The sequence below is a fragment of the Caulobacter ginsengisoli genome, from assembly GCF_030814835.1.
Lineage (GTDB): Bacteria > Pseudomonadota > Alphaproteobacteria > Caulobacterales > Caulobacteraceae > Caulobacter > Caulobacter ginsengisoli.
In genome coordinates this window covers 66,663-91,304 of record NZ_JAUSVS010000008.1, presented here as the reverse complement: position 1 = coordinate 91,304, position 24,642 = coordinate 66,663, and the positions used below count along the sequence as shown (strand labels likewise).

The following is a 24,642-nucleotide window of genomic DNA, read 5'->3' as shown; positions in this document are numbered from 1 at the left end:
GCGGAGCTGGGTCCTGGCTCAATCGAACACCTCGCCGATGGCGCTGGCTGGCGGCTGGCCGAGGTTGCGGCGCTGTTTGAGATAGACGACGCACAGGGCGGTCACCCACAGGGCGTCGATCACGCCCTGGGTCGCCAGGACCAGATCCTGGCTGAAGGGCAGAATGCCCGAACGATCGAGCAGCCGGGCCAGCGGATATGGCAGGCCCAGCATCAACCACCAGACCAGCGCCAGGATCGCCAGATGCCAGCCTGCCTCGCGCGACAGCCCGCGCGCCCGTCGGAAGGCCCGCAAGATGCCGCCCCGCTCCTGCAGCAGAACCGGAATGGCCAAGCCCAGCAGCGCCGCGAAAATCAGCTCGAAGATCTGGCTGACAAGAATCGCCACCGTCAGATCGTTGACGGTGCGCGCGGAAATCTCGGGCGTCAGGGACATCAGGACAGCGGCCGCCAGCCTGGGCAGGTTGATGACGGCCGTGATCGCCAGCATCGCCGGCCAACGCAGGAGCGCCTTTCGGACCAGGACGCCGGGGTTCGCGGCGTCCGCCTGCAGGTCATTGAGGACCAGGGCGGCGATGGCGCTCAAGGCGGCGGCCAGGCTTCCGCTGTAGATCGCGAATTTCAGCCAGTCGTAGGCCGGTGAGATGAAGAGGCCTGAGAGGCCTGTAGACTCCCACACGGGGCGGGTCAGAATCGCCGGCAGCTCATGGCAGCCCAGGGCCAGCAATAGCAGCAACAGCCCCTTGCGCCGCACCACCCCGGCCGTGGCGATCACCACATCGCCGAACGTTACCCGCTTCAATCCGGTGCCGTTCATGACCACCCCCCAAATCGCAGCTTAGCGAACCCCGCCATTCCCGCCAGCCCGCGTCTTGACCCAGCCGGACACAGGCCTAGTCTGCCGACTCTGTTCTCCGGGGTGGCCCGCCCAAGGGCCTGAGACACCGCTGACGCGGGAACCCGCCGAACCTGATCCGGGTCATTCCGGCGTAGGGAGGGAACGCGGGGGATTGGCCCCCGTCATCCGCTTATGCGTCGACCGGGTCTCCGTCCTTGGGAGCCTCGCCATGAACGTCCATACCCCAATCGCCAATGCCATCCCCACCGGAGAGCGTCCCGGTTCGCGCAAGGTCTACGCGAACGGGGTGCTGTATCCAGACATCCGCGTGCCGTTCCGCGAGGTGGCCGTTCACCCGACCGCCAATGAGCCGCCGGTGACCATCTATGACCCCTCCGGCCCCTACACCGACCCGACGGCGACCATCGATATCGAGAAGGGCCTGGCCCGGCCGCGCGAGGCCTGGGTGCTGGCCCGGGGCGATGTCGAGACGGTGGCCAACCCCCGCCAGGTCAAGCCCGAGGACAACGGCTTCGCGCGCGGCAAGCACCTGGCCCCGCAGTTCCCCGACAACGGCCGGCCGGTCTATCGCGCCAAGGGCGGGGCGGCGGTGACCCAGCTGGAATACGCCCGCAAGGGGCTGATCACGCCGGAGATGGAGTATGTCGCCATCCGCGAGAACCTGCGCCGCGAGGCGGTGGGCGCGCGCGACGGCGAGAGCTTCGGGGCCGAGATCCCCGATTTCGTCACTCCCGAGTTCGTGCGGTCCGAGGTGGCCCGCGGCCGGGCGATCATCCCGGCCAACATCAACCACGGCGAACTGGAGCCGATGGCCATCGGCCGCAACTTCCTGATCAAGATCAACGCCAACATCGGCAACAGCGCGGTGCTGTCCAGCGTCGCCGACGAGGTCGACAAGATGGTCTGGTCGATCCGCTGGGGCGGCGACACGGTCATGGACCTGTCGACCGGGCGCAACATCCACAACATCCGCGACTGGATCGTCCGCAACAGCCCCGTGCCGATCGGCACCGTGCCCATCTACCAGGCCCTGGAGAAGGTCGGGGGCGTGGCCGAGGACCTGACCTGGGAGGTGTTCCGCGACACCCTGATCGAGCAGGCCGAGCAGGGCGTCGACTATTTCACCATCCATGCCGGGGTGCGGCTGCCCTATATCCCGCTGACCGCCAGGCGGGTGACCGGCATCGTCAGCCGGGGCGGCTCGATCATGGCCAAGTGGTGCCTGGCCCATCACCGCGAGAACTTCCTCTACGACCATTTCGAGGATATCTGCGAGATCATGCGGGCCTATGACGTCTCGTTCAGCCTGGGCGACGGCCTGCGCCCCGGCTCGATCGCCGACGCCAATGACGCGGCCCAGTTCGCCGAACTGGACACCCTGGGCGAGCTGACCCAGGTGGCCTGGAAGCACGGCGTGCAGGTGATGATCGAGGGCCCCGGCCACGTGCCGATGCACAAGATCAAGGCCAATATGGATAAGCAGCTGGCCGTCTGCGGCGAGGCGCCCTTCTACACACTCGGGCCGCTGACCACCGACATCGCTCCCGGCTACGACCACATCACCAGCGCCATCGGGGCGGCGATGATCGGCTGGTTCGGCACCGCCATGCTCTGCTACGTCACGCCCAAGGAGCACCTGGGCCTGCCCGACCGCGAGGACGTCAAGCAGGGCGTCATCGCCTACAAGATCGCCGCCCATGCCGGGGACCTGGCCAAGGGCCATCCCGGCGCCCAGGCCTGGGACGACGCCCTGAGCCGAGCCCGCTTCGAGTTCCGCTGGGAAGACCAGTTCAACCTGGGCCTCGACCCGGAAACGGCGCGCGAATACCACGACGAGACCCTGCCCAAGGAGGCCCACAAGACCGCCCATTTCTGCTCGATGTGCGGTCCGAAGTTCTGCTCCATGCAGATCACCCGCGAGGTCCGCGAGTTCGCCGCCGGCATGGCGCCCAACGAGATCCAGGCGGGGATGGACGCCATGAGCCAGAAGTTCCGTGAGGTTGGCGGGGAGATCGACGTGGCGGTAAAACCCCAGACATGAGTTTCACCATCCGCCGCCTGGGCCCCGACGAGGGCCCGTTGTTCCGCCAGTTGCGCCTCACGACCCTGCGTCTCGACGAGATCAACTTCGTCGCCACCCTGGCCGAGGAGGAGGCCAAGCCGGCGTCCGCCTTCGACGAGGCTGTGCGCGATGGCGCTGTCTTCGTGGCCGAGGCAAATGGCGTGGTGCTGGGCCTGGTCGGCCTGATGCCCAAGACCAACGCCAAGGAGCGCCACAAGGGGCTGATCTACAGCGTCTTCGTCATGCCAGAGGGGCGCGGCAAGGGCGTGGGCCGGGCTCTGATGACCACCGTGCTCGACCATGCCCGGAGCGTCGTCGAGAGCGTCTTCCTGGTCGCGGTGGCGGACAACAGGGCGGCCGTTTCCCTCTATGAATCGGTCGGGTTCGAGTCCTACGGTCTGGAGCCGCGGTCGCTGCTGGTCGACGGCGCCTATTCCGATGACCTGCTGATGTGGAAGCGCCTGAAATGACCGACCCGATCCGCCTCTGGCACGACTACATCGACAGCCGCGACCCGCAGAAGCTCGACGCCCTGCTGGACGAGGGCGCGGTGTTCGAGAGCCCCGTCGTTCACACCCCGCAGGTCGGTAAGGCGATCACCGCCAAATATCTGCTCAGCGCCCTGCAGGTGCTGAACAACCCCAGCTTCGAATACCTAGGCGAATGGCGGGCCGAGAATTCGGCGGTGCTGGAGTTCGCCTGCGTGATCGACGGTATCCGCATCAACGGGGTCGACATGATCTGGTGGAACGCCGCCGGCAGGATCACCCGGTTCAAGGTGATGGTGCGGCCGCTCAAGGCCATCAACCTGCTGCACCAGCTTATGGGCGCGATGCTGGCTAAGGCTTCCTGAGGAAGTCCGGCCGGATCATCTCGAACATGCTCTCGGGCGTGATCAGCGCATAGCCGCCCGCGCCGCCGGCTCTGAGGATCGGGCGGGCGGCGGCGGTGTCGTAGACGCCGTCTTTCAAGAGCGCCTTGGCGATGTGGATCATCACCACCTCGCCCAGGATCAGCCAGGTCTTCACGGGCGTTCCGTCGGCGCCCGTCAGCTGGATAAGCTGGCTCAGCTTGCACTCGAAGCTGACCGGGCTCTCGGCCACCCGCGGCGCGGCGACCAGGTCGCCCGCCAGGGGCGTCAGGCCGGCCAGGGCGAACTCGTCGACCTCGGGGGGCAGGGTCTCGGAGCTGGCGTTCATGGGGTGAGCCAGGTCGTGGGTGGCCAGATTCCAGCAGAATTCGCCGGTATCCTGGACGTTCTGGACGGTGTCCTTCCAGCCGATGGTGGCGAAGCCGACGATGGGGGGGCGGTAGTTGAAGGCGTTGAAGAAGCTGTAGGGGGCGAGATTGAGCGTCCCGTCGGCGGCGCGGGTCGAAATCCAGCCGATCGGGCGGGGCCCGACGATGGCGTTGAACGGGTCGTGGGCCAGGCCATGGCCCTGACCGGGCCGGTAGGAATGGACCTCAGTTGCCATCGTCGGCGGGCGGCGGGGTCTGGCCCGGGGTCGGCTTGTCGCCCGTGTACATCACCGGCCCGGCGCCGGGGACCGGCGGCATGCCGGCCCGCCGCTGGCGGATGAATTCCAGCTCGCTGAGCGCGGTGCGGTTGCCCGGCGCCAGCTTGAGGGACTCGTTATAGGCCGTCTCCGCCTCGTCCATCCGGCCCAGTTCGATCAGCACATAGCCGCGGTTGCGCAGCAGCTGGGCGTGGAACACGTCATCGATGAACGGCTGGGCCAGGGCCAGGTCGTTGGCGGCCAGGGCCTCGGGGAAGCGGCGCAGGACGATCAGGGCGGCGTTCTGCTCGCCGGTCAGCATGGCGTTGCCCGGCTGCAGGGCCAGGCCCTTGGCCAGCGGCTCCAGCGCATCCTCCGCATGGCGGGTCTCGTTGGCGTACCAGCCCAGGATGTAGGCGGCGTAGATATAGGTGTTGAACCGCTGCTCGACGGTCGTCTGACCCTCGCCGCCGCCGCCGGTCAGGGCGCTGACCAGGCCCAGGGCCAGGTTGTCGGAGCGGACGATGATCAGGCCGCCCTCCCGCTTCTCGACCAGGGGATAGACGGCGGGCGCGCGGGCCAGCACGGCCCGGATCTGCGGCAGCTTGCGCTTGAGGCCAGGTCCCCGCTCTTCGATCAGGGTCTTCAGCGCCGACTGCACGATCTTGGCGTCGGCGGCCTCCTGGGCGTCCAGGGCGGCGAAGTCGGCCGCCCCCGCAATGGCGGCCGGATCGCCCTTGGCCCGAGCCAGGGCGGCGCCCGGCGAGGCCAGGACCAGGCCGGCCGCGACGGTCAGGGCGATCGACACCCAGCGCGATTTTCCACTCATTGTGGGCATATGAGCCTCCCCCTGCTTGGGTGGAGACTGACACGTCAAACGGCCCTCAACAACGGTCGCTGCTACTGGACAGATTGCGTTCAAGCCCTTACCTAGCTTGCCATCGAATTCTGACGCGCAACGCTCTGCAAGTTTCCGCCCCGTCTGCGCGCGGATCTACAAGACGCCTTTCAGACCTCGATACCCGCCCGGAGCCGTTCCGGCGGGACACCTAAACGGAGAGGCTGAAATGGCTACCGGCACTGTCAAATGGTTCAACACCACCAAGGGTTATGGCTTCATCCAACCGGATGACGGCGGCAAGGACGTCTTCGTGCACGTTTCCGCCGTCGAGCGCGCGGGCCTCGGCTCGCTCGCCGAAGGTCAGAAGGTCGGCTACGAACTCGAGCGCGATCGTCGCTCGGGCAAGGAATCCGCGGGCCAACTGCGCCACGCCTAAAGAGACCTTGGTGGCCGTCACGGACCACCGTATTATGGTGCGCGCGTCGCAGCCCTATGGCTGCGGCGCGCGTTGCCTTTCCTGGAGATAAGTTTGGCCAAAGAAGAATTCATCGAGTTCGAAGGCCTGATCACCGAGCTGCTCCCTGAGGGGCGCTTCCGGGTCAAGCTGGACAACGACCATATGGTCCTGGCCTACACGGCCGGCCGTATGAAGCGGAACAAGATCCGCGCCCTGGTCGGTGACCGGGTGACGGTCGAGATGACGCCCTATGACCTCGACAGGGGTCGCATCACCTTCCGCCACAAGACCGAGGGCGCGCGCCCCTATGCCGGCCCGATGCGGGGCGGCCAGCAGTTCAAGCGCCGCTAGTCTCCCGTCCGGGCTCTGGGCCTAGACGGAGATCGGCGGCTTCCTGTGAGCCCAGGGCTGCGCCGCCTCGAGCGCGTAGGCCAGTTCGAACAGGGTCCGCTCCTGGCCGCGCCGGGCGATGAAGTGCACGCCGACCGGCAGGCCGTCCGCCGTCCAGTGCAGGGGCACGCTCATCGCCGGGGCGCCGGCGACGTTTTCCAGCGGCGTGTAGCCCACATAGTGGGTCAGGCGCGCCGACAGCTCCTCGAACTTCACATCCCCTGACACATAGCCCAGCGGAACCGGCGGCTTGGCCAGCACCGGCGAGACGACGACGTCGTACTGGCTGATCCATTTGTCGAAGTCGGCGACCACCTGGGTCAGCCGGCCGATGGCGGCCTCGACCGTGCCCGGCGGCGCCTTGGCGACCATCTGGGCCATGGCCAGCGAGAAGGGCTCCATCAGGGTTTCGTCGGCGGGCCTTCCGGCCGCCTTCGAGACGGCGGCGGCGTCCGCCGCCGCGCCGGCCGCCCACAGGGTGAGGAAGTCCTGGGTAAAGGCGCCGGTCACCGGCCAGGCCGCCGCCTTGACCCCATGGCCCATCGCCTTGAGCAGCTTGGCGGTGTCGTAGAAGGCGGCCGCCACCGCCTCGTCCGGATCCTCGCCGCCGACGGTCTTCAGGATCATACCGACCTTCAGCCTGCGCTTGGACGGGCCCAGCACCGGGCCGATGGGGGCGAGAGGCCCGCTGGGGTTTTCGGTGGCCGCGAACAGCAGGGCCGAGTCGCGGACCGTGCGGGTCTCGGCGTGCTGGACGCTGATGTCGGTCACGTCGAACTCGGTCTTGGCCCCGATCATCCGCCCGCGCGAGGGCTTGAGCCCAAACAGGCCGCAGCACGAAGCCGGAATGCGGATTGAGCCGCCGCCGTCGCTGGCGTGGGCGATGGGGATGACGCCGGAGGCCACGGCCGCCGCCGCCCCGCCCGAGGAACCGCCGCTCGAGCGGCCGGGATTCCAGGGATTGTGGGTCGGCCCAAAGGCCAGGGGTTCGGTGGTCGGCAGGTAGCCGAACTCCGGCGAGGCCGACTTGCCGATGACGATGAAACCCGCCCGCTCATAGGCCTCGACCAGCGGCTCGGACTTGGCGGCCGGCGCGGCGTTGTAGCCCGAGCGCGAACCGCTGCGGGTGGGCAGGCCGGCATAGTCGTGCAGGTCCTTGATCAGGAAGGGCACGCCCGCGAACGGCCCGGTCTGACCGCCCTTCTTCGCCGCGTCGAGCGCCCGGTCGAAGCAGGAATTGACGATGAAGTTGAGTTTTGGCTGCAGCGCCTCGGCGTTGCGGATGGCGGTCTCGACGGCCTCGACGGCGCTGATCTTGCCGGAGCGGATCTGGGCGGCCAGGTCGGTGGCGTCGCCGATCCACGGCCCGGCGGCCGGCGTGGCATTAGGCTTGGCCAGGGCGGGCGTCGCGGCGGCCAGGGCGGCGCCGCTGGCCATCACGGCGCGGCGGGTGATGTCGGTCATGTCGGTTTGCCTCCCCCAGAGGGACGTCTTGCTGCGTCTCCTACGCAGCCAAGGTTGGACCGGATCATTTCGGCTGGCAACGCCAAGGCGCTATAGCGGGGGCATGGAGCGCAAACGCATCGACGTCCTGCTGGTGGAACGCGGCCTGTTCGACAGCCGCGCCAAGGCCCGCGAGGCGATCGCCGCCGGGCTGGTGATGGCGGCGGGGCGGCGGGTGGGCAAGCCATCCGAGGCGGTGGCGTCCGACGCCGTGTTGGAGGCGACGGCGGCCCATCCCTGGGTCGGGCGCGGGGCGCTGAAGCTGGCCCACGCCCTGGCGCTCTGGCCGGTTGCGGTCGAGGGCCGCACGGTGCTGGATGTCGGCGCCTCGACCGGCGGGTTCAGCGAGGTGTGCCTGAGCCGGGGCGCGGCCAGGGTCTATGCGGTGGACGTCGGCCGGGGCCAGCTGCATGAGCGGGTGCGGGCCGATCCGCGGGTCGTCGACCTTTCCGGCGTCGACGCCCGCGCCCTGGACACAGCGCTGATCGACACCGCGCCGGACCTGATCGTCACGGATGTCAGCTTCATCGGCCTGGCCAAGACCCTGCCGGCCGCCCTGGCCCTGGCGGGGCCTGGCGCGGACCTGGTCGCCCTGGTCAAGCCGCAGTTCGAGGTGGGGCCCGAGCGGGTGGGGAAGGGCGGCCTGGTCAAGGACCCGGCGGCGCGGCTGGCGGCGCTGGAGGCGGTCGGCGGCTGGCTGGAGACCCAGGGCTGGCGGGTGCTGCAAACCGCCGACAGCCCTATCGCCGGCGGGGACGGCAATCTGGAATATCTGCTCTGGGCCCGCCGGGCGTGACGGCAAACGAAAAAGGCCGCCCGCTGGGGACGGGCGGCCTCTCGGTCAGCTAAAGCCGGCAGGTGGCGTCAGTCGACCACGACATAGCGGCCGTCCGAGCCGCGGCAGACGCGCACGAAGCGCTTCTGGACGCTGCCGTCGGGCAGGTAGATGGGGCTTTCGGCCAGGGTGCAGTCCTCGCCGACCGGGCCCCGGGCCACAGGCTGGGGCGCCGGATAGGGCTCGTCGCCATAGCCGTCATAGCGCGGGTCGTAGGCCGGGGCGTAGCCACCGTCGCGGTCGTTATAGCTCTGGACCGGCGGCGCGCCGTAAACGCCTTGCTGCGGATAGCCTTGCGGCGCGCAGGCGGCGGTCTTGGCGCCGACATTGCCGCCGATCACCGCGCCGAGCAGTCCGCCCAGCACCGCGCCCTCGGTCTTGGCGCCGCGGCTGGCGATGCCGTTGCCGGCCAGGGCGCCGATGCCGGCCCCCAGCAGAGCCCCGCCCGTCCCACGCTGCCGGCGATCACGCAGGCAGGGGTCGTAATAGGTCCCGCCGGCATAGCCGCCCGAATAGGCGGGGGCCGGCGCGGGGCCACCCGAGTAGGTTTGGGCATAGGCCGTCACGGGAACGGCCGCCGCGAGGGCGACGGCCGAGCTGAGGGCCAGGGCGAGGGTGGTGCGGATACGCATGGACTACTCCCGTCAGTGGTTGACGGCCGGGCCCGACGCCCGGCCGCCTTGTTCACTTCCGGCGGGGTTTAGGCCCGGCCGGAGGGCCGCCAGACGCCATCGCGCCCGCGGCAAACTTCGAAACCATGGTTACGGCCGCCGTAGTATTCGGTCACCCAGCGGCAGTTGGCCCGGCGGGTGGCGGACAGCCGGCGCGGATAGCTGGCGCAGCTGACCTTGTGACGGCCGATGGAATTGCCGGCGACCGCGCCGACCGTGCCGCCCAGCAGGGCGCCTTCGGTCTTGTTGCCGCGGCCGGCGACGGCCGAACCCAGCACGCCGCCGATGATGGCGCCGGTCACCAGGCCTTGCTTGCCCTTGGTGTCCTTCTTGGCCGCGCAGGGGCTGCCGGTGCCATAGGACCGCGACGACTGCGCCGAGGCGATGTCCGGCACGGAGAACAGCGAAACCGCCATGGCGGCGCTGGTGGCGAGAGCGATAAGGGTCTTCATGCGACCAACTCCTTGACTTGACCGCAGGGCCTAGACCCTGTCGGTGGTGATAAGATGGCGGGTCCAACCTGAACGGGGTTTGAACGGCTCCGACATCTCGAGGAAATCCGGGAACAGCGCCCCGAGCTATGCGCCGCATTTAATGGGTCGGAGCCGTTTGGGTTCCTTCGTTAAGTCAGGAGGCCGACTTTGAACGGCGAGGTTGTGGTCGAGATCGACCGGGTCGGCGCACAGGGGGACGGCATGGCGCCGGGCCCCATTTTCGCGCCGCTGACCTTGCCTGGGGAACAGGTCCGTGTGCGGGGCGAAGGCGACCGCGCCACACTGCAGGAAGTGCTCCGCGCCTCGCCCGACCGGGTCGAGCCGCCCTGTCCGCATTTCGGCGCCTGCGGCGGTTGCGCCCTGCAGCACTGGGCCGCCGAGCCCTACCTGGCCTGGAAGTCCGACCAGATCGTCCAGGCCCTGGCCCGCGAACGGATCGAGACTGAGATGCTGCCGGTTTTCGCCGCCCCGCCGGGCTCGCGCCGCCGCTGGGCGCTGCACGCCCGGCCGGGCAGAGGCCTGCACGGACCGGCCAGGCTGGGATTCAAGGGCCGCCGCTCCTGGGGCCTGGTCGAAATCGCCGTCTGCCCGGTGTCCGACCCGCGTCTGGTGGCGGCGCTGCCGGCCCTGGCGCGCCTGGCCGCCCCGTTCCTGGAGCACCCCAAGTCGGCGCCCACCCTGCACATCACCTGGACCCGGACCGGCCTGGACGTCGAGGTCAGCGGGGTCGAACGCAAGAGCGGCGGCCTCTCGGCCGACGCCCGGATGCGGGCCGCCGAGGCCGCCCAGGCCGCCGACATGGCCCGGGTCACCCTGGGCGGCGAGATGGTCTATCTGGCCCGCCAGCCGACCGTGCGCCTGGGTCCGGCCCTGGTCGCCCTGCCGCCGGGCGCCTTCCTGCAGGCCGTTCCCCAGGCCGAAGCCGCCATGGCCGATTTCGCCGCCCAGGCCGTGGCCGGCGCCCACCGCATCGCCGACCTCTATTGCGGGGTGGGGACCTTCACCTTCCGCCTGGCCGCCGTCGCCCCGGTCCTGGCCGCCGACTCCGCCGAGGGGGCCATCGCCGCCCTGAAGGCCGGCATCGCCACGGCGCCGGGCCTCAAAGCCATCACCGCCGAGGCCCGCGACCTGGTCCGCCGCCCGGTGCTGTCCCGTGAGCTGGCCAAGATCGACGCGGTGGTCTTCGACCCGCCCCGGGCCGGCGCGCTGGAGCAGACCCGGGAGATCGCCGCGTCGAAGGCTTCGAAGGTGGTGGGCGTGTCGTGCAACCCGGCGACTTTCGCCCGGGATGCGCGGATCCTGACGGATGCGGGATTCGTGCTCGAGCGGGTGCTGCCGGTCGACCAGTTTTTGTGGAGCCCGCATGTCGAGCTGGTGGGGGTGTTTGGGCGGTAGGGGTTTAAGGGTTTGAATTTCCTAACCTTCGCCGATGGGCGCGCCCTTGCCGCCGCTGTGGCTCCCAGAGCCAACCACAGGGCGGGTAGGCGGGGCGCTGTGCGCGACAGCGGGCCCTCCGCCGGCGCCCGCGTCGAGCTCATTAAACCCAGCAATATCTGCCAAATTTGTCTATTTATACGCGTAAATAGCTGATACAAGTAAATAATGTCTGGTTATCGTCAATTTATAACAAGCCAAATCTGACATCTATACTGTTTCGACGACGAGTAACCGGACAAAGGTGTCTCTTTATGAAATTCGAATCCAATCTGACCGACCAGGCGGTGCTGGCCGAGCTGGGCGAGCGGCTGACGCGGGCGCGGCTGGATCGCAATGTCACCCAGGCGCAGCTGGCCCGTTCGGCCGGGGTCTCCGAGCGCACCCTGGCGCGGATCGAGGCGGGCGAGTCCAGCCAAGCGGCCAATCTGGTCCGGGTGCTGCGGGCTCTGGGCCGCATCGAATCGCTGGAAGCCATGCTGCCCGCCGCCCTCCCCAGTCCGATCGCCCTGGTCGAGCGCCGAGGCCGCGAGCGGCGGCGGGCCAGCGGCGCGCCGGCGACGGTCAAGCCTGCCGCCTGGCGCTGGGCCGATGAGGGATGAGCACCGAAGCGGAGGTGCGGCTGTGGGGATCGCGGATCGGGGCGGTGTCGCTGGCCGCCGGGGCGCGCCACGCCGCCTTCCAGTACGCGCCGGAATTCCTTGAGAGCGGCATCCAGCTGTCGCCGCTGGCCATGCCGCTGGGCGTGCGGGTCCGGCGCTTCCCCGAACTGCCGATGGCCAGCTTCCATGGCCTGCCCGGCCTGCTGGCCGACAGCCTGCCCGACCGCTATGGGACCACCCTGGTCAACGCCTGGTTGGCCAGCCAGGGCCGGACGGCGGGCGGCTTTAACGCCGTCGAGCGGCTTCGCTATGCCGGGGCGCGGGGCATGGGGGCGCTGGAGTTCGGCCCGGCGCTGGGCCAGCGACCCCGCCAGGCCACCCCGATCCGGGTCGACGTCCTGGTCGAACAGGCCTCGCGGGTGCTGACCCAGAGGCGACAGCCGGGGGCCGGGGAGGGCGCGGACGCCGCCGGGCTGGGCGAGCTGCTGAAGGTCGGCGACTGCGCCGGCGGCGCGCGGGCCAAGGCGGTGGTCGCCTGGAACCCGGCCACCCAGGCCCTGCGGTCGGGTCAGGTCGCCGCCGGGGAGGGTTTCGAATACTGGCTGCTGAAACTCGACGGGGTCGAGGGCAATCGCGACAAGGCGCTGGCCGATCCGCGGGGCTATGGCGCGGTGGAATACGCCTATGCCCGCATGGCGCGCGCGGCCGGCATCGACATGCCGCCCTGCCGCCTGCTGGAGGAGGGCGGGCGGCGGCACTTCATGGTCAGGCGCTTCGACCGGCTGGAGGGCGGCGGCAAGCTGCACATGCAGTCTCTGGCCGCCCTGGCCCATCTGGATTTCAACGATCCGGGCGCCCACAGCTATGAGCAGACCCTGCAGATCATGCGCCGGCTGGGCCTGGGGATGGAGGCGCTGGAGGAGCAGTACCGGCGCATGGTGTTCAATGTGCTGGCCCGTAACCAGGGCGATCACGTCAAGAACATCGCCTTCCTGATGGACCGCTCCGGCGCCTGGCGCCTGTCGCCGGCCTTCGACATGGCCTGGAGCCACAACCCCGCCGGGCTGTGGACCTCGCACCACCAGATGTCGATGAACGGCAAGTGCGCCGACTTCGAGGCGGCCGACTTCATCGAAACCGCCCGCACCGCGTCGCTGAACCGGGCCACGGCGGCGCGGATCGTGCGCGAGGTGGCCGACGCGGTGGCCGACTGGCCGCGGTTCGCCGACGAGGCCATGGTGGCGGCGGAATGGCGGGCGGCGATCGACGGAACCCTGCGGGTGCGGGTAGTGGCCGGGTGAGGCGGCGATCAAGCGGAAATTTGCGGCTCTGGTCCCGCTGATTTTTCCGACCGCGAAGGCCGGTTGACCATGTTCAACTCGCGAAACCCCGACTTGATCAGCCCGAAAAAGCCGAAGGCGATCAGGCCCAGGGCGACGAAGGCCAGGATGGCGTGGCCAAACGGCAGGGCCTTCATCTGCTCGAGCGCCCCGCCCAGGCCGTCGGCGGCGGTCGCGTCGGCGCGCCAGCCGGCCAGGGTCACGGCCACGCCCGCCACCAGCAGCGCCACGCCCCGGCAGAAATAGCCCCAGCGGGCCAGGACCTCGGCGCAGTCGGCCAACTGCTTGCGGCAGTTCAGGCTGCGGGAAAAGTCGCTGACCCCGGACCGGACCGCATTGCCGAACCCGCCGCCGACCATGATCAGGCCCAGCATGACCACCGCCGGCCGGCCCCAGGACTGCGCCAGCACCTGGGTCAGCCAGGCCTGGGTCCGGGCCTGGTCGTCGAACTGGTGGAGGTCCTGCATGGCGTCGATCAGCCCGAAGACCGAGAGGCCCAGCGCCGCATAGATCAGCCCGCTGACCGCCTTGCCGGCGCGTTCGATCAGGGCGCCCCGGCCATTGCCCAGCCTGTCGATGTCGGCAAACACCTGTAGGCCGCGCCAGACGGCGAAGGCGTAGAGGCCCAGGCCGGCGATCCACAGCAGGGCCAGGCCCGGCGGCCACTCGCCCCAGGCCTCCAGCGCCGCCAGGGCGCCCACGGCATGCGGCGAGACGCGGAACGCGGCCAGCAGCGCCACCGCGCCAATGCTCAGATAAACCGACGCGCGCGCCGCATAGCCGACGCGGGCGGTCATGGCGATCAGAATCGGCCAGGGCCGGGGCGCGGACCACGGCGTCGTATCGGTAGGGTAGGGGACGTCCGTGGGCATGGCGCTGTAACCATCGAGACGGCCTTTAAGTTCAAATGCTTGGGCGAACGCGGATTTATGGTTTGGGACCGACCTCCGATCGGTCCAATCTGCGGGCGGCGAAATCCTTGGAGTCACCGCCCATGCTCGACCTTGGCCTGGCGATAGCCCACCACCTGGCGATCTTTGCGCTGTTCGGTGTCCTGGTCAGTGAACTGGTCCTGGTGCGCCGGGGACTGGACGCGGCGGCCGTGCGGCGGGTCGCGGCGATCGACCTTTGGTACGGCATCCTGGCCGGACTGATCCTGGTCGTCGGCTTTGCCCGGGCGACGATGGCGGCCAAGGGCTGGCTCTATTATTCGCACAATGAATTCTTCTGGGCGAAGATCGCCACGTTCGTCGTGATCGGCCTGCTCTCGGCGCCCCCGACCGTCGCCTATCTGCGCTGGCGCAAGGCGGGGGTGGCGCCCAGCGACAGCGAGGTCGCCGGGGTGCGGCGGTTGCTGTGGATCCAGGTGCTGCTGTTCGCCCTGCTGCCGGCGTTCGCGGCGGCGATGGCGCGGGGGCTGGGTGGGTTTTGAGGCGGATGACCAGGTTGGGACTCCTGGGCGTCATCCTGCTGGCGGCCTGCGCCACCACCGCGCCCCGGCTGTTGCCGATGACCTTGGCCAGCGACGAGGGCTGGTCGGGGCGGATCACCGACATCGGCCTGACGGTCGAAGGGGCCAGCCGGCCCGTCAGCGTCGCCAGGGCCGAGCATCTGAGCCACGGCGGCGGCGCCCTGCTGCTCAACTCGCGCACCGACCAGGGCGAGTATATTTCGCTATGGGTGCAACTCGACCGCTGCGAGGCCGGCGGCCGCGTCTATCCCTATTCGCTGTCAGCCTGCGTCGCCGACCTGGTCGACCCCAAGGAATGCCGCGTGCGGCTGAAAGGCTGCGCCGTCCCGGTCGATCCGCGCTTCCGTTCGCAACACGCCGGTTCGACGGGTCGGTAGGTCCGCCAGCCTGCTTCATTGCGGCCCCAGACTTCCAAACCCCACCGTCGGCAACGGCGCGGCCGCCTCGCTCGCCAGACCGCCGAACAGGTCCAGCTGCGCCCCCAGCCGCCCGGGCACCCGGAACAACCCGGTCTCCAGGCGGGGCATCGGCGTATCCAGGCCCAGCCGCTTCTTGGCCACCGCGAACCGCTTTGACAGCAACTCGGCGATGGGGCCGTCGCCGCGCATGCGCTTGCCCCATTCGGCGTCGTAGTCCTTGCCGCCGCGCATCTGGCGGACCAGGGACATCACCTTGCGGGCCCGGTCGGGGTGGTCGGTCTCCAGCCACTCCTTGAAGAGGTCCTTGATCTCCCGAGGCAGCCTCAGCACCACATAGCCGGCCGAGCGGGCGCCGGCCTGGGCCGACCGTTCCAGGATGGCCTCCAGCTCGTGATCGTTGAGGCCGGGGATCATCGGGGCGGCCATGACCGCGACCGGCACGCCCGCCTGGCTTAGCGCCTTGACCGCCTGGACCCGGCGTTCGGGCGTGGCGGCCCGGGGCTCCATGCTGCGGGCCAGGGCGCGGTCCAGGGTGGTGATCGAGACGGCGACCCGGACCAGGCCACGCTCGGCCATCGGGGCCAGCAGGTCCAGGTCGCGCAGGATCAGGGCCGACTTGGTGATGATCGAGAAGGGGTGGTTGAAGCGGCTGAGCACCTCGATCACCTCGCGGGTGACCTTCAGCCGCCGCTCCTGCGGCTGGTAGGGATCGGTATTGCCGCCGATATGGATGACCGCCGGCGCGTAGCGGGGCGCGGCCAGCTCCTTTTCAAGCAGCCTGGCGGCGCCGGGCTTGAAGAACAACTTTGATTCAAAATCGAGGCCCGGCGAGAGGCCCATATAGGCGTGGGCCGGGCGGGCGTAGCAGTAGATGCAACCGTGCTCGCACCCCCGGTAGGGATTAATCGAACGGGAAAAGCCGACGTCGGGGCTGTCGTTCTTGGAGATGATGGTCTTGGCCTTTTCAGGCGTGACCGTGGTCTGCAGCTGGACGGGCTCGGCGTCATCGTCGGTCCAGCCGTCGTCGAAGCCCTCGTTGACGTGGGATTCAAAGCGGCCGCTGGCGTTGCTGCGCGCGCCGCGGCCGCGGGCGGGAACGGGATTGGAGGCCATGGCCCAGTATCGCCCATCATATGAACAAAACAAGAACATTCGCCTACATCACGGGCTTGACGAAAGCGTCAGCAATGGCTTACGGTTAGCGCAGGCTAACGCAATGGAGATCAGCCGTGAGCGAATTCATCCTGCACAGCATTCCCGGCAGCCCATTCGGGCGCGCCGTCCTGGCCACCCTGGCCGAAAAGGGGGCCGCCTGCCGGTTCAACCTGGTCCCGCCCGGCGGCATGAAGGCGGCCGAGCACCTGGCCCGCCATCCCTTCGGCCGCATTCCCGTGCTCGAGCACGACGGCTTCCTGCTCTACGAGACCCAGGCCATCCTGCGCTATCTCGACCGGGTGCTGCCGGGGCCCGCCCTGACGCCGGCCGATCCCAAGGCGGCGGCGCGCATGGATCAGATGATGAATGTCAGCGACTGGTATCTCTTCCAGGGCGTCAACAATGTCATCGGCTTCCAGCGGGTGATCGGGCCGCGCCTGATGGGGCTGACCCCCGACGAGGCCGCCATCGCCGAGGCCATGCCCAGGGCCCAGGCGGTGTTCGCCGAGCTGTCGCGGGCGCTGGGCGACCAGGCCTTCTTCGCCGGCGAGACGCTCTCCCTGGCCGATCTGCTGATCGCGCCGCAGGTCGATTTCTTCCAGGAAATGCCCGAATGGGGCCCGCTGACCGAGGGGCGGCCCAACCTGGCGGCCTGGCTGGCGCGGATGAACGCCCGGCCCAGCATGGGCGCGACCACCTGGGAGCGGGTGGCGGCTCTGGCCGCCTGAGGCCATGCCGGACATCCTGCACCGCCTGACGGTCCCGGCCCCGCGCGCCTGGGTCCACAGCGCCCTGACCACCGGCGCGGATGTCCGGCAATGGTGGACCCGGGACGCCGATCTCGACGCCGGCGGCGGCGAGGTCCGCTTCTTCGCCGGCAGCCGGGTCACCCGGCTGGGGGTCGAGGCGCTGGAGCCGCCGGGCCGGCTGGTCTGGCGGGTGCTGGACTCCAACCTGCCCGGCTGGCGGGGGACCTGGATCGAGTTCGACCTGGAGGACGCGGGAGAGGCCAGCGTCATCGCCTTCTCCCACCGCGGCTGGGCGGCGGCGGACGAGGCCTATGCCCGGACCACCACGGGCTGGGCGCAGTATCTGTTCAGCCTGCAGCGCTATCTGGAGACCGGGACCGGCGCGCCGCACGGAGGGCTGGACTGACCTGAGGTCAAGGGCGTCAGTTTGCTCTGGCGTCCGCCCCGCAGCCTTCTATGGATAGGCGATGGGGCCAGCCAACGAGCGTCCCGGGGGAACCCATCTTTGACTATTGAAATCGTCGATACCCCGCTTAACCCCCTCGCTCCGCCACCAACCGACCCCAGCGCCAACCACACCGCCCGTGGCCGCAAGCTGGGCCTGGGCATGCTCACCGTCTATGGCTCCGGGGCGCTGGTGCAAGACACCGCCGTCTTCGCCCTCAGCTATCTGCTGCTGTTCTACCTGACGGTGGTCTGCGGCATGTCCGGCTCGCTGGCGGGCCTGGCGCTTGGCGTTGCCCTGGTGGTGGATTCCTTTGTCGATCCCCTGGTCGGTTCGCTCTCCGACAACAGCCGCTCAAGGCACGGCCGGCGCCACCCCTGGATGATCGCCAGCGCCGTGCCGCTGGTGGTGGGCTTTGGCCTGCTGTTCTCGATACCGGTGGGGCTGGGAGGCTGGGCCCTCTTCGCCTACGCCCTGACCCTGATCCTGGTGGTCCGGTTTTGCATCTCGGCCTTCCAGGTGCCCTATATCGCTCTTGGGGCCGAGCTTTCGGACGACTATCGCGAGCGCTCGACGATCGTCGCAGCCCGGGTGCTGTTCACCGTCCTGGGAACCTTCGCCGCCGCCTTCCTGGCCTATGGCGTCTTCATGAAGGGGATCGGCGGACAGACCCATCGCGAGGCCTATCCGCCCTTTGCCTGGAGTTGCGGCGCGGTGATCCTGGCCGGAGCGGCTCTGAGCAGCTTCGGCACCCTCAGCGCCCGCGGTCGCCTGCACGCCGCCGCACCGGGCCAGACCACCAGCCTGGCCAGCTTCCTGGCCGAAGTGGCCGAGGTGTTCCGCAACCCCTCGTTCCGGGTGTTGTTCATCGGCTGCCTGGTGCTGTTCATCTCAATGGGCACGGCCGCCGCCCTGACCCTGCACGCCAACACCTACTTCTGGAAGCTGCCGACCTCGGCCATCCTGCTCGTCACCCTGGTGGGGCTGGTCGGCATCTTCCTGGGTGTGTTCCTGGCGGCGGGCCTGACCCAGGTCGTGGAGAAGCGGGTCGTGGCGCTGACCGGCGTCTTCCTGGTCGGCCTCTGCCAGTTGGCGCCGGCGGCGCTGCAGGTCAGCGGACTATTGCCGCCCGGATCGGCGGTGCTGCTGTTGTCGATCTTCGCCGCCGTGTCCGGCGTCGGGATCAGCATGGCGCTGATCGGCTTCCAGTCGATGATGGCCGACGCCGCCGACGAGCATGAGCACATGTTCGGGGCCCGGCGCGAGGGTCTGTTCTTCGCCGGCATCAGCCTGGCGGCCAAGGCTTCGACAGGGCTGGGCGCCATGCTCGGCGGCCTGATCCTGGACGTCATCGGCTTCCCGCACGGCCTCGACGCCGCCGGCAAGGCCCTGGTGGTCGCCGTGCCGGCCGAGACGATCCGCAATCTGGGCCTGGCCTATGGGCCGGGCGCCTCGGTGATCACCGGCGTGGCGGTGGTGATCCTGCTGGGCTACCGGCGGACCCGTAAGGACCACGAACTGATCCGCGAGGCTTTGGAGCAGCGCCGGGCCGGAGCCACCGGATAGCTTGACCCCCAAGGCCGGGGCGGCTTGATGGGCCGATGATCTCGGTAGTGGTGACGACCTTCAACGATGCGCGGGCGCTGGCCGCCACCCTGACCCCGCTGGTGACGGCGGCCGTCGATGGCTTGGTGCGCGAGGTGGTGGTGGCCGATGGCGGCTCGACCGACGCCACGCTGGAGCTGGCCGACGACGCCGGCGCGCGCATCGTCAGGACGACCCTGGCCCGGCGGGTGGCCGAGGGCTGTGCGGCGACCAAGGGCGACTGGCTGCTGATCCTGCCGGCGGGACGGCGGCTCTCGCCGGGTTGGGAGGAGGCGGTGGCCGCCCACCTGTCGGCGCGGCCGCTGAAGGCCGGCTGGTTTCGCGGCGGCGGCCTGCTGGGCATGCTGGGCGGCGAAGGGGCGGCGCTGCATGGCCTGGGACTGCTGGTTCCCCGGGAGCTTCTGAAGGCTGGCGGAAGCTTCGCGACCGGGCCGCTGCGGCTGGGCTCCGGCCAACTGACCCGGCTGCCGGTGAAGCTGATCTAGCGGTCGATGCGGATGTCGATGAGCTTCTCGCCCCGGGCCGCGGCGTCCAGGGTGGCGGTCGATTCGCCGAACTTGCGGCGGTAGGCCCAGTAGCCGGCCACGACCTTCTCGACATAGTCGCGGGTCTGCAGGGCGGGCAGGCTCTCGATCAGCAGCAGGCTGTCGGTGTCGGAGCCGAACTTCTTGAGCGTATTGAGCACCGTGCCGGCCCCGGCGTTGTAGGCCGCCACCGCCCGCAGCACGTCATAGCCGGCCGGACCGCCGCCCAGGCCCCGCTCCATCAGCCAGGTGAAATAGTCCTGGCCGATCCTGAGGTTGGTGGGCCCGTCGAACAGCGGCAGGATGTTGGTCAGCAGGTTGTCGTCGCCGGCCGCCCGCGCCGCCGAGGCCGGCAGCAGCTGCATCATGCCCACCGCCCCGGCGTTGGAAACGGCGAAGGGGTTGAAGCCGCTCTCCTTGCGGACCAGCGCATAGACCAGCGCCTTGTTGAGTGTGAACCCGCCGTCCGGCCAGAGCTCCGGCGCGGCGTACTCCTCCGGGCCCGACTTGCGCGGCTTGCGGCCGGCGCCCGGAGTTGCCGGGGTCGGCCTGGGCCGGTCGGCGTCGGAGGTGATCGGGGCGTTGAGGGCCAGGATCAGGGCCCGCCACTCGCGGCGGGCCTTGTCGGTGTCGGCGAGCGCCAGGCCGATGCGCAGCTCCTGCCCAGCGTCGACGGGCCGGCCGACCTGCATCAGCGCGGCGGCGCGGCGGGCCCTGGGGCTGGACTTGATGAGGCCAAGGCCGGGCGCGGGGACCGGTTCGGGCGCGCAGGTTGCCGAGGCGCGGATCAGCAGCGGGTTGAACCGGCTGGGCGTGGCGAAGCTCAGCTTTTCGCCCCAGAGGGCGAGCTTGCGCTCCGAAATCATGCCGTAGAAGGTCCAGGGCGTGCGGGCGGCGGCGCGCAGGGACTCGATCACGTCGCCTGGGTCGGCGTTGCCGGAGGCCAGGGACCGGGCGGTCCAGAAATGGGCCCCCGAGCGCAGCCACTCGTCATTGCCTTCGTCGCCAGCCACGCGCCGGAAGGCCGTGGCCGCCTCTTCGAAGCGCTGCAGGCGGTAGCAGGCGAGGCCGACGATCCAGTCCTCGCCACAAGCGCTGGCCAGGGTCAGGGCCCTGGGCACATCGCCGGAATAGTAGGCGTCGCGAGCCCGGAACGAGCGGTCGGCGCTGGTGGTCCCAGCCCCGGCCGCCGTGGCGGCGCTCTCGACCCGCTGCCAGCCGGCGGCGGCGGTCAGGAAGGGCGGGGTCCTGGGCTGGTCGCCATTGGTCCGGCGGCGGCGCACGGCCAGGGCGTAGACCCGCTCGGCGCCGGCCTGGTCGGAATAGTCCTCCAGCCACTCGGCCAGGTCGTCATAGCTGGCGCGGTAGGCGCTGGGATGCATCAGCTTGGCCAGCATGACCTGGCCGACCAGCAGGCGGTCCTTGACCTTGCTCAGGGCGTTCTCGGCGGACTCGAAATCGCCCTGCTCGGCGGCGGCGAAGGCGGCGCGGTAGATCTTCTCGTCCCAGGGCGTCAGCACTTCCGGCCCGGCCGCGAAGGCGGGCGTGGCGGCCAGGAAAGCGGCGCCAGTCAGGAACAATGTGCGCCTGTTGAGCGCCATGGATGGGCCCTCTCCCCGACGAAGCGTCGTTTGATAGTCCCAACCGGCCGATGGGGGAAGCCGGTTCTCTCTCTGGGATAACCGGAAAGGCCAACTGCAAGAGGGGCGCCTAGCGCTCCGGCCGGTCCAGTCGCTCGGTGAGCAGAAGCAGGTCGGCCCAGGCCTTCTTCTTGGCGGCGCTCTGGCGCAGCAGGAAGGCCGGGTGAAGCGTGGGCAGGGCGGGGAGGGGCTGCAGAGCGCTCTCGCCCTCGCCAAAATTCTCCGGCGTCCATTCGAACCAGCGGCCGCGCAGGGAGAGGATGCCCTCCTCGCGCTTCAGCACCGACTTGGCCGAGGCCCCGCCGGCCAGCATCAGCATGCGGGGGTTCACCAGTTCGATGGCCCGCTGCAGGAAGGGCGCGCAGACCGCCTGTTCGGTCGGGGTCGGGGTGCGGTTGCCGGGCGGGCGCCAGAAGACGGTGTTGGTGATGAAGACCCGGCCCGTCAGGCCGGCGGCGGCCAGCATGCGGTCCAGCAGCTTGCCGGCCCGGCCGACGAAGGGCGCGCCCTGCTGGTCTTCGTCCGCCCCCGGGCCTTCGCCGATGATCACGAGGGCCGCGTCCGGGACGCCCCGGAAGAACACGGACTGTTTGGCGCCTTCGAACTTCAGCGGACAGCCGTCGAAGGCGGCGATGGCGGCGGCCAGCGCCTCCAGGTCCTCGGCGGCCGCGGCGGCGGCCCGGGCCTCGGTCAGCGCCGCGCCGATGTCGGGGGCCCGGGCGGCCGTGGCGCTGGAACGCAGGGGCGTGGGCGGCGGGGCCGGCGTCTTGGCTTTCAGCCGGGCTGCGCCCTCCGCCAGGCGGTCGATCGGGGCCTCGGCATAGCTCGCATCCACCCCGGCCTCGGCCCAGAAGGCGAGCAGGCTCTCGACGTTGGAGGAGAGGGCAGAGGACATCGCCTCTTCATACCCCGTCCGCTTTGTTCTTGACCACCCGCGCGTCACCTTCGAATAACGGGCAGGCAACTGGGGTTGAGACCATGTCCGAAGACGTCGAACGCGAAGCCATGGAATACGACGTCGTCATCGTCGGGGGCGGGCCCTCGGGCCTGGCGGCGGCGATCCGGCTCAAGCAGCTGGCGGCGGCGGCCGGGACCGAGGTCACCGTGGCGGTGCTGGAAAAGGGCTCCGAGGTCGGGGCCCATATCCTGTCGGGCGCGGTGATCGATCCCAAGGCGCTGAACGAGCTGATCCCCGACTGGAAGGACAAGGGCGCGCCCATCACCACCCCGGTGAAGAAGGACCGCTTCCTGATGCTGGGGCCGCAGGGCCAGATCGAGCTGCCGGTCTTCGCCATGCCGGCCCTGATGCACAACCACGGCAACTACATTGCTTCGCTGGCCAATGTCTGCCGCTGGCTGGCGACCCAGGCCGAGGAGCTGGGGGTGGAGATCTATCCGGGCTTCGCGGCCTCGGACCTGGTCTACAACGCGGACGGCTCGGTGAAGGGCGTCGTCGTCGGCGTGGTCGGCATCGCCAAGGACGGCCACCACAAGGACGACTACCAGGCCGGCATGGAGCTGCACGGCAAATACGTCTTCATCGGCGAGGGCGTGCGCGGTTCGCTGGCCAAGGTGCTGCAGTCAAAATTCAACCTCTGCGACGACGCCGAACCGCAGAAGTTCGGCATCGGGCTGAAGGAGATCTGGCAGGTCCCCGACGAGAACTTCCAGAAGGGCCTGGTCGAGCACAGCTTCGGCTGGCCGCTGAAGAACGACACCGGCGGCGGCAGCTTCTGCTACCACTTCGACGACAACTATGTGGCCGTCGGCTACGTCGTGCACCTCAACTACAAGAACCCCTGGATCTCGCCCTTCGACGAATTCCAGCGCTTCAAGCACCACCCCTCGATCGCCCAGCACCTCAAGGGCGGCCGGCGCATCGCCTACGGGGCCCGCGCCATCACCGAGGGCGGCTGGCAGTCGATCCCCAAGCTGACCTTCCCGGGCGGGGCGCTGATCGGCTGCTCGGCCGGGTTCGTGAACGTGCCCCGCATCAAGGGCAGCCACAACGCCATGAAGAGCGGCATGCTGGCCGCCGAGGCCGCCTATGAGGCCATCCAGGCCGGGCGGGCCGGCGACGAGCTGACCGCCTATCCCGAGGCCTTCAAGACGTCCTGGGTGGCCAAGGAACTGCGCATCGTGCGCAACGCCAAGCCGCTGCTCTCGCGGTTCGGCACCTTCCTGGGCGGCGTGTTCGGCATGATCGAGATGCATATCACCTCGATCACCGGCGGCTTCTCGTTCCTGGGCACGCTCAAGCACGGCAAGGCCGACTATGCCTATACGGGCCTGGCCAAGGACTATGCCGAGATCAAGTATCCCAAGCCCGACGGCGTGCTGAGCTTCGACAAGCTGTCCAGCGTCTTCCTGTCGGCCACCAACCACGAGGAGGACCAGCCGGCCCATCTCAAGCTCAAGGACCCCTCGGTTCCGATCCAGGTCAACCTGCCCAAGTATGGCGAGCCGGCCCGGCTCTACTGCCCGGCGGGGGTCTATGAGGTGCTGTATGACGAGGCGGGCCAGAACCCCCGCTTCCAGATCAACGCCCAGAACTGCGTCCACTGCAAAACCTGCGACATCAAGGACCCGTCGCAGAACATCAACTGGACGACGCCCGAAGGCGGCGGCGGGCCCAACTATCCGAACATGTAGCGCTGGACTGAGCGCGCACGGAAAAGGGCGGCCTCGTGAGAGACCGCCCTTCTTCGTTTTCAGTTGGCCGTTACTGCGGCGCGGTGGGTTCCGGCGCCGGGGTCGGCAGCGGCGGCGGCAGCACAATCGGCGCCGGGGTCGAGGGTGCGCTGGCGGTCGGCGGGTTCACCGGGGTCGGCTCAGGCGTAGTCACGGTCGGAGCCGAAGTCCGCGGACGGGGCGCCGGACGCGTAGCCGGGCGGGCGGGCGCCGCGCGGACCGTGGCAGTCGGGCGGGCCGGAGCGGCGGCGACAGGAGCGGGGGGCGGGGTCACGGCGACCGGAGCGGCCGGAGCGGGGATCGCGGCGGCGGGCGCCGGGGTCGGGGCGGGCGTCGTGGTGGTTGTGGTCACCGCGGCCGGGGCGGGCGCCGTCAAGGCTTCGTCCGTGCGCGGCTTGCCCATGAACAGCACCGCCGCGCCGGCCAGCAGGCCGACGCCGACCATGATCGGCAGGGCGATGGAGGCCTTGCTGCGCTTGGGCGGACGGCTGAGGCGCGCATAGAGATCGCCGTGCTCGTCGATGCCGGGATTGACCGCGCTGGCCGCCCGCGTTTCGGGCGTCGACTGCAGGGTGCGACGTTGGGTCCGGTCCGGCATGGCCGGGGCGCGGCTTTCCGGATTGTTGAACAGCGCGCGCGCTGCTTGTCTATCGAAAGACATGAGAGCCTCTCCAGTAAGTTGATGATCGCCTTCACAACGGCTGCTCGCCTGTTCGGTTCCCGACAGAGCAGTTCAGAACACGCCAATCACTCTCCAGACGGGCGATGCATGGAGTTCATGACTGCTCTGCATTGGTCTTGAGGTGGCGGGTTGTAGCAAAGTCGAGCCGAAATAATTTTGCAGCGCGCCGAAATCTTGCCGCATTTAGGTCAAGGAATCGGCGCGACGGGGCTCGCCGCGCGGGCGGGGCGGGTGTAACTTTCGCCGCAAGGGTTCCGGGAAGGACCGAAAGGCCAGCA

27 protein-coding genes and 1 riboswitch are annotated in these 24,642 nt (G+C 69.4%); of the genes, 16 read left to right on the top strand and 11 right to left on the bottom strand.

Translation table 11 applies throughout. The features are described from left to right. Nucleotides 1–18: 18 nt before the first annotated feature. Nucleotides 19–816 (bottom strand): hypothetical protein, encoded by a 798-nt coding sequence (locus tag QO010_RS17890; protein WP_307351406.1) that lies wholly within the window; start codon nt 814–816, stop codon nt 19–21. Between the two features lie 88 nt (nt 817–904). After that, nucleotides 905–1,012: riboswitch (TPP riboswitch) on the top strand. Nucleotides 1,013–1,066: 54 nt separating this feature from the next. On the opposite strand from QO010_RS17890, the gene thiC reads away from it, so the two are divergent. The 3 genes from thiC to QO010_RS17875 are packed head-to-tail and all read left to right on the top strand — an operon-like array spanning nt 1,067 to nt 3,773. Next, nucleotides 1,067–2,899 (top strand): phosphomethylpyrimidine synthase ThiC, encoded by a 1,833-nt coding sequence (gene thiC / locus QO010_RS17885; protein ID WP_307351405.1) that lies wholly within the window; start codon nt 1,067–1,069, stop codon nt 2,897–2,899. After that, nucleotides 2,896–3,390, top strand: a complete 495-nt coding sequence (locus QO010_RS17880; protein ID WP_307351404.1) for a GNAT family N-acetyltransferase — start codon at nt 2,896–2,898, stop codon at nt 3,388–3,390. The genes thiC and QO010_RS17880 overlap by 4 nt, the downstream gene beginning before the upstream one ends. Beyond that, the gene (locus tag QO010_RS17875; RefSeq protein WP_307351403.1) at nt 3,387–3,773 is read left to right on the top strand and encodes a nuclear transport factor 2 family protein; all 387 of its coding nucleotides are present in this window, start codon (nt 3,387–3,389) and stop codon (nt 3,771–3,773) included. The genes QO010_RS17880 and QO010_RS17875 overlap by 4 nt, the downstream gene beginning before the upstream one ends. Here QO010_RS17875 and QO010_RS17870 read toward each other — a convergent pair. Both QO010_RS17870 and QO010_RS17865 read right to left on the bottom strand, forming a co-directional pair. Further along, nucleotides 3,760–4,395: a flavin reductase family protein gene (locus QO010_RS17870; RefSeq protein WP_307351402.1), complete on the bottom strand. Its 636-nt coding sequence runs from the start codon at nt 4,393–4,395 to the stop codon at nt 3,760–3,762. The two genes, QO010_RS17875 and QO010_RS17870, sit on opposite strands and share 14 nt — an antisense overlap. Next, the gene (locus QO010_RS17865) at nt 4,385–5,245 is read right to left on the bottom strand and encodes a tetratricopeptide repeat protein (RefSeq protein WP_307351401.1); all 861 of its coding nucleotides are present in this window, start codon (nt 5,243–5,245) and stop codon (nt 4,385–4,387) included. Before QO010_RS17865 ends, QO010_RS17870 begins: the two co-directional genes overlap by 11 nt. Nucleotides 5,246–5,483: 238 nt before the next feature. Here QO010_RS17865 and QO010_RS17860 point away from each other — a divergent pair, with 238 nt between their 5' ends. Together QO010_RS17860 and infA are read left to right on the top strand one after the other, a co-directional pair. Continuing rightward, nucleotides 5,484–5,693 (top strand): cold-shock protein, encoded by a 210-nt coding sequence (locus QO010_RS17860; RefSeq protein WP_307351400.1) that lies wholly within the window; start codon nt 5,484–5,486, stop codon nt 5,691–5,693. A gap of 93 nt (nt 5,694–5,786) precedes the next feature. Then, nucleotides 5,787–6,065, top strand: a complete 279-nt coding sequence (infA, locus tag QO010_RS17855; RefSeq protein ID WP_442320011.1) for a translation initiation factor IF-1 — start codon at nt 5,787–5,789, stop codon at nt 6,063–6,065. Between the two features lie 21 nt (nt 6,066–6,086). On the opposite strand, the gene QO010_RS17850 is transcribed toward infA, so the two are convergent. Further along, the gene (locus QO010_RS17850; RefSeq protein ID WP_307351399.1) at nt 6,087–7,568 is read right to left on the bottom strand and encodes an amidase; all 1,482 of its coding nucleotides are present in this window, start codon (nt 7,566–7,568) and stop codon (nt 6,087–6,089) included. 103 nt (nt 7,569–7,671) lie between these two features. On the opposite strand from QO010_RS17850, the gene QO010_RS17845 reads away from it, so the two are divergent. After that, nucleotides 7,672–8,403: a TlyA family RNA methyltransferase gene (locus QO010_RS17845; protein WP_307351398.1), complete on the top strand. Its 732-nt coding sequence runs from the start codon at nt 7,672–7,674 to the stop codon at nt 8,401–8,403. Nucleotides 8,404–8,471: 68 nt separating this feature from the next. Here the strand turns inward: QO010_RS17845 and QO010_RS17840 are convergent, their stop codons facing one another. Continuing rightward, on the bottom strand, nt 8,472–9,074 hold the full coding sequence (locus QO010_RS17840) for a hypothetical protein (RefSeq protein WP_307351397.1): 603 nt from the start codon (nt 9,072–9,074) through the stop codon (nt 8,472–8,474). Nucleotides 9,075–9,142: 68 nt separating this feature from the next. After that, nucleotides 9,143–9,565: a glycine zipper 2TM domain-containing protein gene (locus tag QO010_RS17835; RefSeq protein WP_307351395.1), complete on the bottom strand. Its 423-nt coding sequence runs from the start codon at nt 9,563–9,565 to the stop codon at nt 9,143–9,145. A 243-nt stretch (nt 9,566–9,808) separates the two neighbouring features. Between QO010_RS17835 and QO010_RS17830 the strand changes: the two genes are divergently transcribed. The 3 genes from QO010_RS17830 to QO010_RS17820 all read left to right on the top strand — a co-directional run bounded on the left by QO010_RS17830 (nt 9,809) and on the right by QO010_RS17820 (nt 12,944). Next, on the top strand, nt 9,809–11,002 hold the full coding sequence (locus tag QO010_RS17830) for a class I SAM-dependent RNA methyltransferase (protein ID WP_307351654.1): 1,194 nt from the start codon (nt 9,809–9,811) through the stop codon (nt 11,000–11,002). A gap of 293 nt (nt 11,003–11,295) precedes the next feature. Next, entirely contained in the window at nt 11,296–11,643 is a 348-nt protein-coding gene (locus tag QO010_RS17825) for a helix-turn-helix domain-containing protein (protein WP_307351393.1), read from the top strand. Continuing rightward, complete coding sequence (locus QO010_RS17820) at nt 11,640–12,944, top strand: type II toxin-antitoxin system HipA family toxin (RefSeq protein ID WP_307351391.1); 1,305 nt, start codon at nt 11,640–11,642, stop codon at nt 12,942–12,944. Before QO010_RS17825 ends, QO010_RS17820 begins: the two co-directional genes overlap by 4 nt. An 8-nt stretch (nt 12,945–12,952) precedes the next feature. Here the strand turns inward: QO010_RS17820 and QO010_RS17815 are convergent, their stop codons facing one another. Beyond that, complete coding sequence (locus QO010_RS17815) at nt 12,953–13,780, bottom strand: DUF1206 domain-containing protein (RefSeq protein WP_307351389.1); 828 nt, start codon at nt 13,778–13,780, stop codon at nt 12,953–12,955. A gap of 197 nt (nt 13,781–13,977) precedes the next feature. Between QO010_RS17815 and QO010_RS17810 the strand changes: the two genes are divergently transcribed. Together QO010_RS17810 and QO010_RS17805 are read left to right on the top strand one after the other, a co-directional pair. Beyond that, nucleotides 13,978–14,415, top strand: a complete 438-nt coding sequence (locus QO010_RS17810) for a DUF2214 family protein (RefSeq protein WP_307351387.1) — start codon at nt 13,978–13,980, stop codon at nt 14,413–14,415. Nucleotides 14,416–14,420: 5 nt separating this feature from the next. After that, nucleotides 14,421–14,831, top strand: coding sequence for a hypothetical protein (locus QO010_RS17805; RefSeq protein ID WP_307351385.1), 411 nt, complete (start codon nt 14,421–14,423; stop codon nt 14,829–14,831). Between the two features lie 15 nt (nt 14,832–14,846). Here QO010_RS17805 and QO010_RS17800 read toward each other — a convergent pair whose 3' ends face one another. Then, complete coding sequence (locus QO010_RS17800; protein ID WP_307351383.1) at nt 14,847–15,986, bottom strand: PA0069 family radical SAM protein; 1,140 nt, start codon at nt 15,984–15,986, stop codon at nt 14,847–14,849. A 116-nt stretch (nt 15,987–16,102) separates the two neighbouring features. Between QO010_RS17800 and QO010_RS17795 the strand changes: the two genes are divergently transcribed. From QO010_RS17795 to QO010_RS17780, 4 genes are all read left to right on the top strand, one after another. Continuing rightward, nucleotides 16,103–16,756, top strand: coding sequence for a glutathione S-transferase family protein (locus QO010_RS17795; RefSeq protein ID WP_307351382.1), 654 nt, complete (start codon nt 16,103–16,105; stop codon nt 16,754–16,756). Nucleotides 16,757–16,760: 4 nt separating this feature from the next. Next, nucleotides 16,761–17,183: an SRPBCC family protein gene (locus QO010_RS17790; protein WP_307351380.1), complete on the top strand. Its 423-nt coding sequence runs from the start codon at nt 16,761–16,763 to the stop codon at nt 17,181–17,183. Between the two features lie 99 nt (nt 17,184–17,282). Beyond that, nucleotides 17,283–18,788 (top strand): MFS transporter, encoded by a 1,506-nt coding sequence (locus tag QO010_RS17785; RefSeq protein WP_307351379.1) that lies wholly within the window; start codon nt 17,283–17,285, stop codon nt 18,786–18,788. Nucleotides 18,789–18,823: 35 nt separating this feature from the next. Then, nucleotides 18,824–19,312 carry a glycosyltransferase gene (locus tag QO010_RS17780; protein ID WP_307351377.1) on the top strand — a complete coding sequence of 163 codons (489 nt, stop codon included), beginning with the start codon at nt 18,824–18,826 and terminating at the stop codon, nt 19,310–19,312. Here the strand turns inward: QO010_RS17780 and QO010_RS17775 are convergent. After that, entirely contained in the window at nt 19,309–20,952 is a 1,644-nt protein-coding gene (locus QO010_RS17775; protein ID WP_307351375.1) for a transglycosylase SLT domain-containing protein, read from the bottom strand. The genes QO010_RS17780 and QO010_RS17775 overlap by 4 nt on opposite strands. Nucleotides 20,953–21,061: 109 nt before the next feature. Continuing rightward, a complete protein-coding gene (locus QO010_RS17770; RefSeq protein WP_307351373.1) occupies nt 21,062–21,886 on the bottom strand; it encodes a uracil-DNA glycosylase in 825 nt (274 codons plus the stop codon). 83 nt (nt 21,887–21,969) lie between these two features. Between QO010_RS17770 and QO010_RS17765 the strand changes: the two genes are divergently transcribed. Then, nucleotides 21,970–23,643 (top strand): electron transfer flavoprotein-ubiquinone oxidoreductase, encoded by a 1,674-nt coding sequence (locus tag QO010_RS17765; RefSeq protein WP_307351370.1) that lies wholly within the window; start codon nt 21,970–21,972, stop codon nt 23,641–23,643. Between the two features lie 70 nt (nt 23,644–23,713). Here the strand turns inward: QO010_RS17765 and QO010_RS17760 are convergent, their stop codons facing one another. After that, nucleotides 23,714–24,343, bottom strand: coding sequence for a hypothetical protein (locus tag QO010_RS17760; protein ID WP_307351368.1), 630 nt, complete (start codon nt 24,341–24,343; stop codon nt 23,714–23,716). Between the last annotated feature and the right edge of the window lie 299 nt (nt 24,344–24,642).

Coding starts and splice junctions, on each gene's coding strand:
- QO010_RS17825 (WP_307351393.1), top strand. CDS start 11,296: ATGAAATTCGAATCCAATCTGACCGACCAGGCGGTGCTGGCCGAGCTG.
- thiC (WP_307351405.1), top strand. CDS start 1,067: ATGAACGTCCATACCCCAATCGCCAATGCCATCCCCACCGGAGAGCGT.
- QO010_RS17775 (WP_307351375.1), bottom strand. CDS start 20,952: ATGGCGCTCAACAGGCGCACATTGTTCCTGACTGGCGCCGCTTTCCTG.
- QO010_RS17880 (WP_307351404.1), top strand. CDS start 2,896: ATGAGTTTCACCATCCGCCGCCTGGGCCCCGACGAGGGCCCGTTGTTC.
- QO010_RS17770 (WP_307351373.1), bottom strand. CDS start 21,886: ATGTCCTCTGCCCTCTCCTCCAACGTCGAGAGCCTGCTCGCCTTCTGG.
- QO010_RS17780 (WP_307351377.1), top strand. CDS start 18,824: ATGATCTCGGTAGTGGTGACGACCTTCAACGATGCGCGGGCGCTGGCC.
- QO010_RS17805 (WP_307351385.1), top strand. CDS start 14,421: ATGACCAGGTTGGGACTCCTGGGCGTCATCCTGCTGGCGGCCTGCGCC.
- QO010_RS17815 (WP_307351389.1), bottom strand. CDS start 13,780: ATGACCGCCCGCGTCGGCTATGCGGCGCGCGCGTCGGTTTATCTGAGC.
- QO010_RS17765 (WP_307351370.1), top strand. CDS start 21,970: ATGTCCGAAGACGTCGAACGCGAAGCCATGGAATACGACGTCGTCATC.
- QO010_RS17865 (WP_307351401.1), bottom strand. CDS start 5,245: ATGAGTGGAAAATCGCGCTGGGTGTCGATCGCCCTGACCGTCGCGGCC.
- QO010_RS17835 (WP_307351395.1), bottom strand. CDS start 9,565: ATGAAGACCCTTATCGCTCTCGCCACCAGCGCCGCCATGGCGGTTTCG.
- QO010_RS17840 (WP_307351397.1), bottom strand. CDS start 9,074: ATGCGTATCCGCACCACCCTCGCCCTGGCCCTCAGCTCGGCCGTCGCC.
- QO010_RS17830 (WP_307351654.1), top strand. CDS start 9,809: ATGGCGCCGGGCCCCATTTTCGCGCCGCTGACCTTGCCTGGGGAACAG.
- QO010_RS17820 (WP_307351391.1), top strand. CDS start 11,640: ATGAGCACCGAAGCGGAGGTGCGGCTGTGGGGATCGCGGATCGGGGCG.
- QO010_RS17890 (WP_307351406.1), bottom strand. CDS start 816: ATGAACGGCACCGGATTGAAGCGGGTAACGTTCGGCGATGTGGTGATC.
- QO010_RS17845 (WP_307351398.1), top strand. CDS start 7,672: ATGGAGCGCAAACGCATCGACGTCCTGCTGGTGGAACGCGGCCTGTTC.
- QO010_RS17870 (WP_307351402.1), bottom strand. CDS start 4,395: ATGGCAACTGAGGTCCATTCCTACCGGCCCGGTCAGGGCCATGGCCTG.
- QO010_RS17875 (WP_307351403.1), top strand. CDS start 3,387: ATGACCGACCCGATCCGCCTCTGGCACGACTACATCGACAGCCGCGAC.
- QO010_RS17760 (WP_307351368.1), bottom strand. CDS start 24,343: ATGTCTTTCGATAGACAAGCAGCGCGCGCGCTGTTCAACAATCCGGAA.
- QO010_RS17790 (WP_307351380.1), top strand. CDS start 16,761: ATGCCGGACATCCTGCACCGCCTGACGGTCCCGGCCCCGCGCGCCTGG.
- QO010_RS17810 (WP_307351387.1), top strand. CDS start 13,978: ATGCTCGACCTTGGCCTGGCGATAGCCCACCACCTGGCGATCTTTGCG.
- QO010_RS17860 (WP_307351400.1), top strand. CDS start 5,484: ATGGCTACCGGCACTGTCAAATGGTTCAACACCACCAAGGGTTATGGC.
- QO010_RS17800 (WP_307351383.1), bottom strand. CDS start 15,986: ATGGCCTCCAATCCCGTTCCCGCCCGCGGCCGCGGCGCGCGCAGCAAC.
- QO010_RS17850 (WP_307351399.1), bottom strand. CDS start 7,568: ATGACCGACATCACCCGCCGCGCCGTGATGGCCAGCGGCGCCGCCCTG.